The 15,214-nt window shown below is 52.0% G+C and carries 15 protein-coding genes and 1 tRNA gene; all 16 read right to left on the reverse strand.

All coding sequences use genetic code 11. From position 1 onward, the window contains the following. Nucleotides 1–105: 105 nt before the first annotated feature. Nucleotides 106–393: an HU family DNA-binding protein gene (locus tag ACRCJM_RS07750; protein WP_237197087.1), complete on the reverse strand. Its 288-nt coding sequence runs from the start codon at nucleotides 391–393 to the stop codon at nucleotides 106–108. Between the two features lie 79 nt (nucleotides 394–472). Beyond that, the gene (gene rpsN, locus ACRCJM_RS07755; RefSeq protein WP_237187198.1) at nucleotides 473–778 is read right to left on the reverse strand and encodes a 30S ribosomal protein S14; all 306 of its coding nucleotides are present in this window, start codon (nucleotides 776–778) and stop codon (nucleotides 473–475) included. Between the two features lie 3 nt (nucleotides 779–781). After that, nucleotides 782–952 carry a 50S ribosomal protein L33 gene (rpmG, locus tag ACRCJM_RS07760; protein ID WP_185173514.1) on the reverse strand — a complete coding sequence of 57 codons (171 nt, stop codon included), beginning with the start codon at nucleotides 950–952 and terminating at the stop codon, nucleotides 782–784. A gap of 2 nt (nucleotides 953–954) precedes the next feature. Continuing rightward, on the reverse strand, nucleotides 955–1,191 hold the full coding sequence (gene rpmB / locus ACRCJM_RS07765; protein ID WP_083090534.1) for a 50S ribosomal protein L28: 237 nt from the start codon (nucleotides 1,189–1,191) through the stop codon (nucleotides 955–957). Between the two features lie 544 nt (nucleotides 1,192–1,735). Further along, nucleotides 1,736–2,551 carry an SGNH/GDSL hydrolase family protein gene (locus tag ACRCJM_RS07770; RefSeq protein WP_244955957.1) on the reverse strand — a complete coding sequence of 272 codons (816 nt, stop codon included), beginning with the start codon at nucleotides 2,549–2,551 and terminating at the stop codon, nucleotides 1,736–1,738. Nucleotides 2,552–2,592: 41 nt separating this feature from the next. Then, complete coding sequence (locus tag ACRCJM_RS07775; protein ID WP_431464465.1) at nucleotides 2,593–3,666, reverse strand: siderophore-interacting protein; 1,074 nt, start codon at nucleotides 3,664–3,666, stop codon at nucleotides 2,593–2,595. Beyond that, entirely contained in the window at nucleotides 3,659–4,498 is an 840-nt protein-coding gene (locus tag ACRCJM_RS07780; RefSeq protein ID WP_431464466.1) for an ABC transporter ATP-binding protein, read from the reverse strand. The genes ACRCJM_RS07775 and ACRCJM_RS07780 overlap by 8 nt, the downstream gene beginning before the upstream one ends. Nucleotides 4,499–4,502: 4 nt before the next feature. After that, nucleotides 4,503–5,561, reverse strand: coding sequence for a FecCD family ABC transporter permease (locus tag ACRCJM_RS07785; RefSeq protein ID WP_431464467.1), 1,059 nt, complete (start codon nucleotides 5,559–5,561; stop codon nucleotides 4,503–4,505). Beyond that, nucleotides 5,561–6,538, reverse strand: a complete 978-nt coding sequence (locus ACRCJM_RS07790; protein WP_431464468.1) for a FecCD family ABC transporter permease — start codon at nucleotides 6,536–6,538, stop codon at nucleotides 5,561–5,563. The genes ACRCJM_RS07785 and ACRCJM_RS07790 overlap by 1 nt, the downstream gene beginning before the upstream one ends. Before the next feature lie 75 nt (nucleotides 6,539–6,613). Further along, nucleotides 6,614–7,666, reverse strand: a complete 1,053-nt coding sequence (locus tag ACRCJM_RS07795) for an ABC transporter substrate-binding protein (protein WP_431464469.1) — start codon at nucleotides 7,664–7,666, stop codon at nucleotides 6,614–6,616. Nucleotides 7,667–7,802: 136 nt separating this feature from the next. Continuing rightward, nucleotides 7,803–8,411 carry an Eco29kI family restriction endonuclease gene (locus tag ACRCJM_RS07800; protein ID WP_431464470.1) on the reverse strand — a complete coding sequence of 203 codons (609 nt, stop codon included), beginning with the start codon at nucleotides 8,409–8,411 and terminating at the stop codon, nucleotides 7,803–7,805. A gap of 9 nt (nucleotides 8,412–8,420) precedes the next feature. After that, the gene (locus ACRCJM_RS07805) at nucleotides 8,421–9,593 is read right to left on the reverse strand and encodes a DNA cytosine methyltransferase (protein ID WP_431464471.1); all 1,173 of its coding nucleotides are present in this window, start codon (nucleotides 9,591–9,593) and stop codon (nucleotides 8,421–8,423) included. Nucleotides 9,594–9,825: 232 nt separating this feature from the next. Then, on the reverse strand, nucleotides 9,826–10,899 hold the full coding sequence (locus ACRCJM_RS07810) for a hypothetical protein (protein ID WP_431464472.1): 1,074 nt from the start codon (nucleotides 10,897–10,899) through the stop codon (nucleotides 9,826–9,828). After that, nucleotides 10,899–13,127, reverse strand: a complete 2,229-nt coding sequence (locus ACRCJM_RS07815) for a sensor histidine kinase (RefSeq protein WP_431464473.1) — start codon at nucleotides 13,125–13,127, stop codon at nucleotides 10,899–10,901. Before ACRCJM_RS07815 ends, ACRCJM_RS07810 begins: the two co-directional genes overlap by 1 nt. A gap of 20 nt (nucleotides 13,128–13,147) precedes the next feature. Beyond that, complete coding sequence (locus tag ACRCJM_RS07820; RefSeq protein WP_431464474.1) at nucleotides 13,148–14,938, reverse strand: DNA cytosine methyltransferase; 1,791 nt, start codon at nucleotides 14,936–14,938, stop codon at nucleotides 13,148–13,150. Nucleotides 14,939–15,030: 92 nt separating this feature from the next. After that, nucleotides 15,031–15,104: transfer RNA gene (locus tag ACRCJM_RS07825), tRNA-Thr, on the reverse strand. Nucleotides 15,105–15,214 lie beyond the last annotated feature (110 nt).

Below are 15,214 nucleotides of genomic sequence, written 5' to 3' on the forward strand. Positions count from 1 at the left end.
TCTTGCCTGCCCATTATCTCACAGCCGGGCTGCTTTATCCCTGCGGGGTGTAGCAAAAGGGCCACCCCTCATCGGGGTGGCCCTTTTCAAAGTCTGTTCAAGAATTTACTTCTTGGTGGAGACTGCTGCCTTCAGCTTTGAACCTGCGGTCAGCTTAACACCGTGACCTGCGGGAATCTGAATGGTTTCGCCGGTCTGCGGGTTGCGACCGGTACGAGCTGCACGGTCAGTGCGCTCAATTGCCATCCAGCCGGGGATGGTGATCTTCTCGCCCTGTGCAACAGATGCTTCGAAGACCTGGAACAGTGCGTCGAGCACACCGTTCACTGCTGCCTGGCTGGTGCCGGCCTTCTCTGCAACCTCTGCAACGAGTTCGCTACGGTTCTTAGCCATTGAATGCTCCTCCTGAGACTTTCAAAAAGTGAGTGGCTGGGTTAGCCCTGTCCACAAGGCTAACCGTATCAGCTACAGATTACCAGCTTGACTTGGTAACACCGGGCAGCTCGCCACGGTGTGCCATCTCGCGGAAGCGCACGCGGGAGATACCAAACTTCTGGAAGGTACCGCGGGGGCGGCCGTCAATCTGGTCGCGGTTGCGAACGCGAACGGGTGAAGCGTTGCGGGGCAGCTTCTGCAGGCCTACGCGGGCTGCTTCGCGCTCTTCGGGGGTTGCGTTTTCGTCAACCAGGGTCTTCTTCAGTTCCAGGCGCTTTTCAGCGTAGCGTGCAACGATGACCTTGCGCTGCTCGTTGCGAGCAATCTTGGACTTCTTCGCCATTGTTTAGCGCTCCTCTCGGAAGTCAACGTGCTTGCGGACAACGGGATCGTACTTCTTGAGAACCATACGATCGGGGTTGTTGCGGCGGTTCTTACGGGTAACGTAAGTGAAGCCGGTGCCCGCAGTGGACTTAAGTTTGATGATAGGACGTACGTCCTTAGCCTTTGATGCCATGTTTAGATCTTCTCTCCGCGTGCAAGGATGTCAGCAACTACTGCGTCGATACCACGTGCGTCGATAACCTTGATGCCCTTTGCAGAGACGTTCAGGGTTACGTTGCGACGAAGTGAGGGTACGTAGTACTTCTTCTTCTGTACGTTCGGATCGAAACGACGCTTGTTGCGGCGATGCGAGTGCGAAATGCTGTGTCCAAAGCCGGGAACAGCTCCGGTCACCTGGCAGACAGCTGCCATAGTTTTCTCCTCCAAATGTTGACGAAATGACGGTACGCAGTTGGCGTTCGCCAGTTTTCTGGCGATCAGCAATGGGCGTCCCGTCACCTATAGGTAGAGCACCGGGTTATTCTCCAAGGCTAGAGTGTTTGAGACTCCGCATCGGGTGAGAGACCGATGGGAATCCCCGCCGCGGGAAAAACGGTGAAGCTTAGGTGTACGAGAGGTGTTGCCACCACTACGAACAGCCTTAAAGTCTAGGTAATTACGGGATACCACGCAACCTATGAGGCCAATAAAAAGCTTGCGTCAGCCGGTGCTGGTGCTACCTGCTCCGGTGTGCGCAAGCTGCTTTTCATAGACTCATTGGTGCGTTTGAACCTCTATCAATTCTACCGGGCTTTTAACTTTTCGCAAGTCATCTCAGGCTTTAATCCGCGGTTTTCCGCCCCTGCCACGCAAACCTGGGCACCGGCGTCCGCCCCTGCCAACCGGGTAAATTACACGCGTGTAATCTTAAGTGTGATGTTAACAGCTTAAGTCTTTTAATCCCGGCACCCACCTGTTAAAGGGCGGAGTCAGCTTCTTCCGGCAGCACATCAAAGCGGGTCCAGGTGGGGTACTTGGGGCTGATATTGTCTCCGGAGCTGGTGCCGCGCAGGCGGCGGCCGATCCAGGGGACCACAAATTCCCGGGCCCATTTAGCGTTATCTAGGGCCTCTTGCACCCGGGTTTTGTGCAGGGGCGCGGGGATGACGGGGTCGCCGATACGAATGTTCTCAGCGCTCAGGGTTTCCAGCACCCGGCGGGCGGTCAGGGTATGGCCAGCGGCGTTCATGTGCAGGCGGTCGGGGGCCCAGTAGCGCAGGTCTAAAAGCTCGTGCATACGCCAGTAGTCCACGATGGTGACGCCGCGGTCGTCCGCTACCTCGCGCAGCAGCTCGTTGAAGAGGGCAACCCGGGCGCGGTTACCGCTGAAGAAGCCCTTGGGGCCGGGGTCAAAACCGGTCATGGTAAAGACTTCAATACCCTCATCACGCAGGGTCTTAAAGGCCGCGTCATAGCGCACCATCAGGGCGTCAACGTCAAAGCCCGGGCGCAGGGAGTCGTTGCCGCCGCCCACGAGGGATACCAGGTTGGGTTTGAGTTCCAGGGCAGGTTCTAGCTGCTCTTCGATGATGGGCACGAGCAGGCGCCCGCGGATCGCCAGGTTGGCGTACTGGGCTTTGGGGTCTGCCAGCATGAACTGCTCGGCCACCCTGTCGGTCCAGCCGCGCACCCCGTTGGGGCGGTCGGGGGCGTCGTCCCCCACCCCTTCGCTGAAGGAATCTCCCAGGGCGACGTAACGGATAGATTCGTCTTTTCCGAGAATCGACATCATGTGGACTAGGCCTTTCTCTAGTAGGTGGGTACCAGGCCACTCTACCCCTCGGTCTGCCCCGCCTTCCAGTACCCCATAAAAGAGATGCTTTCTTTGGGCAGCCCGGCTTCGTTCACGCAGATACGGCGTAGGGTTTTGACCACCGTTGATTCACCGGCGATTAGCACGTAGGTGCCGGTGGGGTTTTCTGCCAGGTGCCAGAGGATGCCGTCCGTCTCCCTGTCGTCGGAGGGAGCAACGGCTGGAGCAGGTTCAAGAGAGCAGGTCGTACGCAGGGCGCGGGTGAGTTGCTGCCCGCGTGGTTGGCCGGGGGTCCGGGCCAGCACGTGCAGGCGGACGCCCGGCACCCGCTGGGTTGCCTGCCGTACCTCGGGGAGGCGGTCGAGAGCGTCCTCGGCGCCGGGCACCTCAAGGAACACCGCCCCGGTAGCTTCAGTAGGTAGGGAACGCAGAATGGAGAGCAGGGCCGGGGCAGCGGTTTCGTCGCCGAGCAGGAGCAGGGAGGACGCCGCCCCGGGGTTATAGGAGGACCAAAGGGTAGAGCCGCGCAGGGGCGCCAGGATAGAAACCTGCTGCCCCACCCTGGCTTGTTCGGCCCAGCCTGAGCCGGGCCCGCTGATTCCCTGGGCGTCAGTGTGGAGGACGAAGTCCACATCGATTTCAGGTTGCAGGCCGGCAGGCAGGTCACGGGCCAAGGGTTCTAGGTCGGCTTCAGCGGCCGGGAACATGCCCAGCAGGGGTGTCTCGTCCAGCCCGACGGAGGGCACCAGCCGGGAGTTGCTGACAGTGTAGGTGCGCATGTGCCCACGTTCGCTGGCGGGGGCCGAGAGCCACCGGGTCCGCCAGGAGGTATCCAGCTCAATCATGGTGGGGCCGCTTGCTCCGGTGGGCGGGATTAAGAGTTTGATGTAGGCATCGTAGACCTGCCCGGTGCCGTCAGAGATAGGGGCGGCAGCGTGCAGCAGGGAACGGCCGGTGAGTGAGACACGCACAAAGGAATCGGTCAGCTTCTCAACCCTCGAGACGGTGACGGGGAAGACCCCGTACTGGTTGATGGAGCGCTTGACTTCGCGGCGGGCAGAAGAGCGAGGTGCGGACGGGCGGGGCTTAGACAAGGCTCTGGCTTTCTAGGTTTTCTGCTGGGTGGCTTACGGCACGGGCATGGGGCACTACGACGGTAGAGCCGTTCCCCAGGGGGTCGGCGACCGATGCCCGCAGGCCGAAGATCCGGTGCAGGTTCTCCCCCGTCATGACCTCGGCGGCGGTACCGGCTGCGGCGATGTCCCCGCCCTTCATGGCAACCAGGTGGTGGGCAACGCGGGCGGCCAGGTTGAGTTCGTGCAGCACCATGACCATGGTGGTTCCGCGGCGCTCGTTGATGTCGGCCAAAAGGTCAAGGAGTTCCACCTGGTGGGCCAGGTCTAGGTAGGTGGTGGGTTCATCCAGGAGCAGGATATCGGTGTCCTGGGCCAGGGCCATGGCGATCCAGACGCGCTGGCGTTGGCCGCCGGAGAGTTCGGTGACCTGCCGTTCTGCCAGCTCCAGGGTGTTGGTGGCTTCTAGGGCCCAGGCGACCGCGGCGTCGTCTTCCTTACTGTTGCCCCGAAAGAGCCCCTGGTAGGGGTAACGGCCGCGGGAGACCAGGTCGGCAACGGTGATACCTTCGGGTGCGATGGGGCTCTGCGGCAGCAGGCCGACCATGCGGGCAAATTGCTTACCGCCGTAGGAGGCGACGGGCTTGCCGTCCAGGGTAATCTCGCCGTCGCTGGGCTTGAGCAGGCGGGAGATGCCGCGCAGCAGGGTGGACTTGCCGCAGCCGTTGGGCCCGATGATGGCGGTAATTTTTCCGGCGGGTATGCTCAGCGAGAGGTCCGGCACGATAGTGCGGTCCCCGTAGCCCAGGCTCACGTGGGAGACGGTCAGGTCGCGGGAAGTTACGGTTTTCATGGGCTTAGCTTCTTTCGGGTGAGCGGGTCAGCAGCCAGATGAGGGCGGGGGCGCCAAAGGCACCGGTGAGGACGCCGGCGGGCAGGTTGATGCCGCCCGGTATCAGGTTGGAACCGATGAAGTCAGCGAGCACAACCAGGCTTGCACCAACCAGGGCGGCGGCGGTGAGGTTGTGGCGTCCGCCGGTCAGGGCTCGGGCTATGGGCCCGGCCATGAAGGCGATGAAGGCCAGGGGGCCGGTGGCGGTGGTTGCTACGGCTACCAGGAGCACGCCCAGGGCGATAAAGCCGGTGCGGACGGCGCGGGTGGGCACCCCCAGGCCAAAAGCGAGTTCTTCGCCGACGGCGGTGGCGTGCAGGGGCCGGTGGAAAAGGATAAGAGGCAGCAGCAGGGGTAGCAGGAGCAGAGCCAGGAGGCTGATACGGTCCCAGTTGGCGGTAGACAGGGAACCTGCCAGCCAGTGGGTGAGCGTCTGGGCGCTGGTGGTTGAGGTGCGAGAGAGCAGGTACTGGATGAAGGCTGACCCCAGGGCTGAGATACCCAGACCTACCAGAATGAAGCGGTTACCTGCGCTACTGTCGCCTGCTGAGAGGGCCATAATCAAGAGGGCAACAGCCAGGGCTACGGCGATAGCCAGCAGGGTCAGCGTCAGCCCGCCCAGGCCCAGAAAGACGATGCCGATAACAGCGCCCAGGGCAGCCCCGTTGGAGACGCCGATAATGTCGGGGCTGGCGATGGGGTTGCGCAGAAGCAGCTGGAAGATAGCTCCGCCCAGGCCGAAGGCTGCCCCGGCCAGGGTACCCAGCACGGCTCTGGGGAGTTTTTCTTCCATGACGATATAGCGGGCTCCCCGGGCATTCTCGATGCTTCCTCCACCGAGAATCGTGAAGAAGTCGGGAATGGTGACCGTGTAGGAGCCCAGTAGCACGCGCACCGCGCAGGCTGCGAGTAGGGCTAGGGCCAGGCCGATGACAGCGAAAGCCGGGCGGCGTCGGGCCCGGGCGCGGACGCTAGCCACAGCCTGGGCGGCGTCCTGGGAGCGGGGGCGCGGTAGGGCCGACATTAGAGGTTAACCGCCTTCCCGCGTCGTACCAGGTAGATAAAGACGGGCACGCCGAGAGCCACCATCATGACGCCCACCTGGATTTCCTGGGGCGGGGCGATGACGCGCCCGGCGGTATCTGCGAGGATCAGCAGGGCGGCACCGAAAAGAGCGGAGAGGGGCAGCAGGGTGCGGTAGTCAGCTCCGGCTAGGGCCCGCAGGGCGTGGGGGGCCATGAGCCCCAGAAAGGCGATAGGGCCGGCCAGGGCTAGGGCGGTGCCCACCAGCAAGGTGACGCCACCGGTAATGACCAGGCGGCGCACCGCGACGTTCTCCCCCAAAGAAGCAGCCATATCATCCCCCAGGGCAAAGCTATTGATAGTTTTTGCACCGGTGAGCACGATGAGGGCTCCTACTGCGAGCAGTGGAGCGGCCACTGCCATATCAGAAAGGTCGGCTCCGGCAACGGTTCCAATCTGCCAGCGGCGGAGATTATCCAGGGTGTTCTGGTTAGTGAGAATCAGGGCGCTCGTTACCGCACCTAAGCCGGCAGTGAGAGCTGCCCCCATCAGGGCTAGCTTGATGGGGGTCGCTCCCCCAGCCCCCAACGAGGCAAGGGCATACACCGCGACCGCCGAAGCCACCGCCCCGGCAAAGGCCCAGAGGGCAAAGGCCGCAGTGGAGTCAGCGGAGAAAAAGGTAATACCGGCAACCACAGCGCAGGCTGCCCCGGCGTTAATACCGAGGATCCCGGGATCCCCCAGGGGGTTACGGGTTATACCTTGAAGCCCGGCCCCAGCTAAACCTAGCGCCGCTCCCACCAACCCGGCCGTCAGCGTCCGTACCGACCGCTGGGTCAGCACCGCCGCGTCCGCCTCGGCAACCGAACCGCCAGCCAGGTAGTCCAGCAGGGTGGTCAGGCTGATGGGGCGAGCGCCCAGGCCGAAGCTGGCCAGGGCAGCGAGAGCGAGGAGCAGACCCAGAGCTAGACTAAGCACGACCAGCCGCCGCGCTCCCCCGGCGGGGGCGGCACGGCGGCTACTAGAGGGCCGGACGGAAGCGACCTTCACAGGTTAGGACGCCTGGCTTGCGTCGATAGCGGCCGAGAGCTTGGCCAGGGTTTCGGTCTGGTTGATAGCCCAGTCCAGGGAGAGCGGGGACGCCGCCGAAAGGGCCAGGGAGATAGCGGCGTCGGTTTCAACGACCAGGCCGCCGTTCGCTACGGCGGGCATCTGGGAGAAGAGGGTGTTGCTCTTGATGGCTTCTTCGTCGGAGTCGCTGGTGCCCCAGGCCCAGACCAGGTCTGACTGTACTTCGGGCAGCACCTCACCTGAGATGGTCATGAAGAAGGCGTCGGCTTCGGTGGCGTTCTGCTCAATGTAGGGGGCCAGTTCCATGCCCAGTGAGGTGAGGAACTGGGAGCGGGAGTCGCTCGCTACGTAGGCGGAGAGGGTCTGGGCTTCGAGGTCGAACATGCCGGCGACGAAGGTCTTACCTGCCAGGTTGGAGTACTTGGCTGCGGCATCGTCGATGGTCTTGTTGGTGGCCTCGATGAGGGCGGCGCCCTCGTCGTCCTTCTGGAGCATGGCGGCGGCCTGATTGATGACGTCCTCCCATGAAGCGGCGTAAGCGCCCACGCCCTCGGGCATAGCAACGACGGGGGCGATGGCGGTGAGCTTGTCGTAGACTTCCTGGGTCATGTCGCCGTAGACGGAGAAGATAGCGTCGGGGGCCAGGGTGGCGAGGGCTTCGTAGTCGGGGCCGTCGGTTTCGTCGTAGGTCACGGGGGCGGTGCCGCCGAGTTCGGCCAGCTTGGCGTCGAACCAGTCGGTGGAGCCGTTGGCGTTGGCGCCGTAGGTGACCACGGGGGTACCGGCGGGTACTACGCCGAGGGCCAGGAGGACGTCGGGGTTCTTCCAGAAGTTCACGACAGCAATTTTCTGGGGTACCGCGGTGAAGGTGGTCTCGCCGAAGGCGTGCTTGACGGTGTAGCTCTCACCTGAGGCTGCTGAGCTGGTGCTGCTGCTTGAGGTGTCGTTGGAGCCGGTGGTGCATGCTGCGAGCAGGCCGGTGAGGGCGGTAGCTGCGGTGGCCTTGAGGAAGGCGCTACGAGTGATGGCGACCATGGTCTTGTGTTCTCCTGGGAAGGGTGTTTGGTTCTATAGGACTATCTATAGAACTGCTTAGGCGACCCTAAGCCAGGAATAACACTATCTTTTGTTTGCGTATTTGTGCAAACGCTGGACGGGCCACTAGAGACCCCTAGGGCAGATAACGGCGAAGATACTCCTGCACAACAACTTCTAGATAATTTTGAGTCTCATCACGCGCAGTAAGATCAGTTGCCCACGGACGCCCAGGGTGAAGAGTATCCCATTTAGGTCGCTGCATGTTCGCTCGACCGCTGCCGGGGGCATGGTTACCAAAACCATCCAGCTCAGCATTCCATACGGGCTTATGCTCACGAATAGCAATCACCTCAGCCAATGACACCCACGTTGGCGCAATGGTTAAAGCACGAAAACTAAAGTCAGCAACGTCAAGATTTTCTGCTAACTCAATTGATCTTTTATGGTTTTTAATCCTATTAAATAGTCGAGGACCATCAACCGAAGCGGTCTGGTTAGGGTCCCCCTTACGACCACTTTCAGATTCAGCTTTACCGATATAAATGGGCCAGCTCCCGCATTCTTGACGATTTGCATGAGCGATGGCGGAATAAGCGGGGAAATCGCCATGGTAGTACAAAGCATATATACCAGGCCCCTCAAAGGGCGCCAAGTCCGCTAGAGGGATGACGGGCTGCTCATCAAGCGCACGAGCAATACTCGCACCAAGGTTTTCATAAGATAAGGGATCAAAGTATGCCATGTATGTTCCTTATTTTTTTATTTTAGGTTGCTTCACGTTGCTAGATACAGCGACCAGTTGTTCACGTACTGAGCTCATTACAACCTCCGCTAGCTTCACAGGCACTGCATTCCCGAGTTGCCGCATAGCTTCTCCCCAGGCCCCATGCAATGCATAGTCATCTGGAAAAGTCTGAATCCTGGCAGCTTCACGCACAGAGTAGTATCGGACATGCCCTTCAGGAAAACGAATCATATTTTCCCCCCCTGGCACACCATGATTCCCAGCTTTCAAGGCTTTAGAGGGTTCATCCAAAGGAGAACCTGTATGACCTGGGTAAATTTTGGCGCCAAGTTGTAGCTTGTGGTTCAGCCATAAGTGAGTGCCCTCCGGCTCTGGCTCAGGTAAATCATGCAAAGCATCTCTCACGGTTTGCCAAGGCAAAAGACCATCCTCAAGCACTTTCTTCTTAATAGGAAAGCGCAGCTTTTCAGAAACTTTATGTCGTTCCCAGTAGTCACCTCTATGCTGGCTATAGGACAATGCATTAGCGCTATGAGTGGCTTCAGGCGGAGACCATTCAATTCCTAAATCTGAACGGAACCCCACAATGAAAATTCTGTGTCTGCGCTGCGGAACACCATAATCTGCAGCATCAACAACCTTTGCAACTAAGTTGTAACGAAGCCCAGAGTAAGTAGAAGCGGTCGATTCTTTCTGTAGCCGCACATAATGTTCTCGCCAGAGCTCTCCAGGCTTGGAGTGAATCTCAGGGAAGGTCAGACGAAGCTTGATGAACTCCAGGTAATCTGTGAAGCTTTTACGAGTAAGTCCCTTGACATTTTCAACCACAAAGGCCTTTGGCTTTAGGACCGAGATAACCTCAGCCATAGCTGGGAACATATCACGGGGATCATCCGCGCTACGCGCCAACCCTCCCAAGGAAAATGGCTGACAAGGCGGTCCACCGGAAACGATATCAACTTCGGAAGAATTACCGAGCGCGGTTGCCCAGTCAACAGCACGAACATCTGATTCAAATACAGGCAAACCAAAAATCACAGAATTAGAGTCTGACGAATTGACTCTCATAGTTTCACAGGCCCAGTGATTCCACTCAACTGCGCCAATATGCTTCACTCCCGCCAGGGCACCGCCCAACAGAAGTCCACCCCCACCTGCGAAAATTTCAATCGTATCCAACAAATAAAACCTGCTAGTTCTAGTCTTCAAATTTAGTAGAGATTAAAAATTCCCCCACTTGAAAAGATCATGAAATTATCATAACCTACAGAGTGCATATTTTACACCAAGGCAAGTATTTAAAATAATCCAGGAAATATTATATAATTAAATATCTTAAATATTTTCATAAAAATAAGAGGCTTCATGGAAATAAACAACCCAATGCATGAATACCTTGACGCCATAAATATTAAAGTGGATTCTCAAGTCGCTTTTGAAGATCATCTATATTCAAATCAGGTGTACCAACACGCCCCCTGAAATGACTATGCTGCACAAGCAAGGCCTCAACAAACGGACTACTAAGAGAGGCCACAGCTTCCATCTCATTTAATTCTTTCTGAGTTATAGACTTAATGTTTTCGAAATCAATCACTGAATCAGGCAAATCCCTGAAGGCGGGGAGAAAAAAATACCTACCCTGAGTGGCACTCAGCACATTCTGTCTAAGTTCACCCCATGACCTTTTACTTTTATTATTATTCCATTTTATATACTTAGGATGGTCACGAAGCAAACCTGCTTTTGCTACTAGTATGTAATCAAATTTACTATTTGCAAAATCGCACGCCGGGGTCAGAATTACCCATAAATCTCCGTTTTCTTTATCTTTTACTATATCGCCCGAGGTCCTACCTTCGGAAACTGGCGGATATACATAACGACGACTTGGGTGAGAAGAGATATTCCCTGACATCTTGCTCTCTAAAGTTCTTGTAACCCTGCTCAAAAGAATCTGTGCGATGACATCGCCACTACCACTATTTGCGTATTCATCCCAGTAGGGCACTAGCTGCTCCCACATATACTGTCTGAGAATATCAGAAACAGAGTTTTTTATATCTTTCAAAGTATCGATAACACCGCTCGAAATAATCTCATCAATGCATTTAGGAAGATTTTCTAAATCGTCTTTTTTAAGAATAGTAATAAAGGGTTTAAATTCTTGGTTCTCCACCGATGAGGGCAAGGCCGTCCAAAAAATAACTGGTATAAATAAATTATTTTTTACCTCATTAAATATATTAAGACCCAACGTTTCATCTTCTTCTACTGTGTCAGTTCTGTCCCGCCTAACATCTAGGACCACCAAATCGGCTTTCCCCTGGCTTATTATTTCATATCCTTTATCAAAATCTTTTGATGTTAAAATATTAAATTCAAAGGAATTGTCAGAAAAACCATTTTCAATTTCACTTTTTGCACTCTCAATGGCATTTTCCTGATCATCAATAATTAGAATTGTATATTTAGCTGTGCTCACTATACACGTCTCCTAAATGTAGCTTCAAATGTGGCACCAGGATACTGGCTATCATCGACAAGAGCCAATTCCCCTGAATAGATATCCTCCACAATATTTCCGACGATACTCAGGCCAAGCCCAACTCCATCTGGTTTTGTAGAAAAATAAGGATCAAATATATTCTCTCGATTCTCAGCAGGTACTCCCGGGCCTGTATCACTAACTATGAAAGTTATAGAAGAGTCGTCATTAACACGGGAGCTAATAAATACCTTACGTTCCGTTTCTTTCTGATTTTTTGCAGTCCAGTAAATTGCATTACTAATTAGATTAGTCAAAACAACCATTATTTCTGATTCATCAAGAAAAGTAGTATGACTACAATAATCAGATTCTAATAATACACCAAAATCATCAGCTGTGGTTTGCAAGTTTGATATAGATTTCTTAATTGCCTCAGCAACATCAATTTTTCGAGGGCGACCGCGTTTACGCCCTCCAAATGGCTCAATTTGATTAAACAAAGAAGAAAGAATTTTAGATTGTTTATTAACGTTTTGAAAGTGATTAATAGCAGAGGATATTTCTTGTAAATCTTTCAGTTTACTACTTTTTAGTTTGTTTTCTCCAAATCGAGATGATTGATTAATAAAAGTCACAGCTGTTCTACCGTCGTGTATAACCCTATCTATTAATGAACCAAGGGTAGCTAAACGCGAATACCTAGATATCACTTGCTGAACTTCAGCGACCCCTGCTTCGATATCTTTATTTTTTTTGTCAATTAAGCTTATTAATTTAATATCATGCGGATAATTTTTTGCAAAGGTACCACGCACTTCACTTAAATCAAACTTTTTAAATAATCCGCCTTTCTCTTTTTCACTTTTTACGGTATTATCTCGCCTATACTTAAAACGCCTTTGCTCAAGTTCATTTAATGCAATAAGCAAAATTTTTTGCAAATCGTCATACGCGCCTGATGAAATAAGACCTTCCCTATTTGACTGATCCTTTAGTCCAGGATTCAAATCAGCGCTAATCATGACTCTTCCAATAATCTGATTATTCGAAAGTCGCATCGAGGGATTTTGAACTCTTCTCAGGTCAAGCCCCAACCAGTCGTCGCCAGGCTCCCCGAATGGAAGAACTCTAAAACCATCTCGATAAATACTAACTCCCGCTAAATCATTCAGCGTATCACGGAATCCCTTTAAGTCATTCACTTTAGGAGAAACTCTTCCAGGATTAGAGATTCTCAAATTTTCTTCAATTGAAACTTTGTCTCTGTCCCAGACATTTATTTCAAAGCTAAAGGGTCCCACCTCAGGACTTCTATCCGAAAACTCTGAAATAAAAGGTTCTTTAATCAACTCTGATTCATTAGTCTGCTGATTGAAATAATTTATTTCGCTCCGCCCATCCGAACCAACAAATCCCGTGATTTTATAGTTAGGTATTTGAAAATCGTTTGAAAAACCAATCTCTCCAGAAAATTTTTCAAAATTTGAATTATTATCATCGATTAGCAATAGTATCTTAAAATCTTCCTCGACAGTTTCTGAGAATAAATTTGAAGATTCTGCGTTAGGCCTAATCAGCCTAGATAGAGCTGTCCTCAGTTCAATAAAATCCTTATCAGTCCACGTATGATTAAGCTCGTCAATCTTTATCAGAGTACCGTGAGAGGGATTATTCATTCCTATCTCGCTTGCATGCATATTTAATTCCGTATTATATAACCCATTAAATATCTTAGGACTATTTGATTCCCATGAAATTTCAATCTCATCAAGATACGCATTGTCTCTATCAAATTGAGACCAATCAATTGACAAGTTGATTTCGTCCTCCAAGCTACTGCGAGTTATCAATGTAAGCTGATTACCAAGTCTTGCTGCAGCTAATCGCCCTATGCCTTTTTCGCCTAGTACACGCCGTCCTTTTTCACTTTTGGAATGTTTTCGTTTAATGTCGGTTGCGATATCCAGCCATGAATTTTGGATTGAATCTACATTCATACCGTGACCATTATCCCAGACTTCGATGCTTCCTTTTCCTTGACATAATGGGCCTTTGAATCTAATAACTACAGTAGAGGCATCAGCGTCATAAGAGTTTTTCACTAATTCAATAACTGCGACTTTATCGCTACTGATGAGCTCACTGCCAAGAGTCTTCAATAAGCGTGCTCGCGGCCTTAAAGATTGGTTTCCAGACGTAGATGATAGTTTTCTGCTTTCCATATAATTTCCTTCGAATTTATTTAAATATTTTTTACTAAGGATTTTGATTCGCTCAAACTAATCGCTAATATCGCACACATTCGTTGTGAAGATTTACTATCGAGAGATACTAACTGAGCCAGGGCTAACTTAATATCAGTATTCAGCCCATTGTTACCATCAAAAATGTTACCTAGGACTGAAACAATATCTTTTACGTGATTATTTATAATTAACTCATCATTCCCAGAAAGGAGCGATATAAATTTTTTCTTTGAGGGGCTCAAGCTCTCAATCATCAATTCTATTGCCTCCTCTTTTCCAAATTCTCGCAATGCCATTCGCAATTTTTTTATAGACGCTACTCTTGAAGCGCTTAAGTTGCTGGTATTAATATGACTTATAGAAGATATTGATAAGTCTTTACATCCTTTGAGAGGTTCCATTATTTCTCTTGCTGTTTCTTCTTTCATGCGATTAACTCCGAGAAGAGTAGCAATTAAGGAATTTTCTACGGTCATATATGGACCCGGAAAAAGCCACCAATACGAATCACGCTTTACTTGAGCCCATGAGTCAAGCTTAGATCGAATCATTCTCACATCAAAAATTTTATTTTCACAACTACTTTTTAGATGAATTTCAGTAGCAATTTCATAACCGAGGATTGGAGGTACTGCATTACCAATCTGACGAAAAGCATCACTTCGTGTTCCAGAAAATCGAAAGCTATCAGGGAAAGTTTGGATTCTAGCTGCTTCTCTTACGGTTAGGGTCCTATGTTCAGATGGGTGAATATACCAATATCCATCTTTTGCTATGTGAGCGGTAATAGTTCTACTCACATCATCCCATGGTAGACGTTTATATTTATCATTAAAAGTATCTGAGCGGTATCTGCGCAGTCGCTCAGGAAGGTCTGAGTAAAGAGTTTTAGAAGTCATTAGCTTGAATGCTTCTCTATCATCTTCTCTAACTGGTCTTGTCATGTGATCATATATTGTATCTGATGCCCCATTACTACTTAGTAATCGAGCCAAATCGCTTATAGGCTCATTCGCATGTGGGAGTTCTCTGGCCCCAGTAGTATCATGCAAAAGTGGTAAGTCTGAAATTGCGTCCCGAACAGTGACTTTACTATGTCTTTCTTTAGGCCAGGTTGGAGAAATTCCATCATTCCTCGCTTGAAGAATAAATCTTCTTCTATGCTGAGGGACACCATATTTCCATGCATCAATTAATCTATAATCTACACAATATTCGTTCTCTTCCAGCAAGCTAGCAATTTTTCTCACTACTTTGAGATCATCACCAAGTGCCATATCTGGAACATTTTCCATTATTACAGCACGAGGTTTTATTGCCAGCACAACATCAATAAATGATTGCCACAAATCTTTTCTGGAGTCATGTTCCCCCCATATACCTTGTTCAACTAAACTGCGAATTTTCGCTCTTCCTGCCCTGCTGAATGGCTGACAAGGGGGGCCTCCTGCTACCAAGTCTATACCCAAAGGTTTAATAAAGTTTATAAGCTGAGATAGCTGCTCGGGGTCTGACATATCTAACGAGAAAGCCTGGCCGCGAAAGTTGGCTAGATGTGTTTTTACTGATTCTTTGTTATTGTCGACAGCTACAGCTACTGTCCATCCGGCTTTTTCTATGCCCGAACCCAAACCACCTGCACCAGAAAATAAGTCAACAGCTAGCGGCCTACCTAATTTTTTTTCTGATTTACACCACTCATTGAAATGCTCCTCTTTTGGAGCCTCAGGGTGTCTCGGCAACTTTAACGGAGTCGAGCGTTCAGTTTTAACCCTATAGCCTCCCACAGCTATTTATCCTTTCGTATTATTATAAATAAATTATAATACTAAATTATTGTTTGGCCGTTTTCAGCATTTTATCTTTTGGGTACGAAGAGAGCCCCCTACCGGATTCGAACCGGTGACCCCCTGTTTACAAGACAGGTGCTCTGGCCAGCTGAGCTAAGGAGGCAAGACTTTTCAAGTGTACCTGATATTGCGGGCGGGTGCATAGAGGCTTATTCAAAAGTAGGCACGCACCCCACACCCACCAACTAGACAACGGCCCCACCCGCGGCAAGG

Source organism: Rothia sp. L_38 (assembly GCF_050689125.1).
GTDB lineage: Bacteria > Actinomycetota > Actinomycetes > Actinomycetales > Micrococcaceae > Rothia.

Bases quoted from the DNA above. Each gene is read 5' to 3' on its own strand.
- ACRCJM_RS07795 (WP_431464469.1), bottom strand. From the start codon at position 7,666: ATGGTCGCCATCACTCGTAGCGCCTTCCTCAAGGCCACCGCAGCTACC.
- rpsN (WP_237187198.1), bottom strand. From the start codon at position 778: ATGGCGAAGAAGTCCAAGATTGCTCGCAACGAGCAGCGCAAGGTCATC.
- rpmG (WP_185173514.1), bottom strand. From the start codon at position 952: ATGGCATCAAAGGCTAAGGACGTACGTCCTATCATCAAACTTAAGTCC.
- ACRCJM_RS07750 (WP_237197087.1), bottom strand. From the start codon at position 393: ATGGCTAAGAACCGTAGCGAACTCGTTGCAGAGGTTGCAGAGAAGGCC.
- ACRCJM_RS07800 (WP_431464470.1), bottom strand. From the start codon at position 8,411: ATGGCATACTTTGATCCCTTATCTTATGAAAACCTTGGTGCGAGTATT.
- ACRCJM_RS07780 (WP_431464466.1), bottom strand. From the start codon at position 4,498: ATGAAAACCGTAACTTCCCGCGACCTGACCGTCTCCCACGTGAGCCTG.
- rpmB (WP_083090534.1), bottom strand. From the start codon at position 1,191: ATGGCAGCTGTCTGCCAGGTGACCGGAGCTGTTCCCGGCTTTGGACAC.
- ACRCJM_RS07785 (WP_431464467.1), bottom strand. From the start codon at position 5,561: ATGTCGGCCCTACCGCGCCCCCGCTCCCAGGACGCCGCCCAGGCTGTG.
- ACRCJM_RS07815 (WP_431464473.1), bottom strand. From the start codon at position 13,127: ATGGAAAGCAGAAAACTATCATCTACGTCTGGAAACCAATCTTTAAGG.
- ACRCJM_RS07770 (WP_244955957.1), bottom strand. From the start codon at position 2,551: ATGATGTCGATTCTCGGAAAAGACGAATCTATCCGTTACGTCGCCCTG.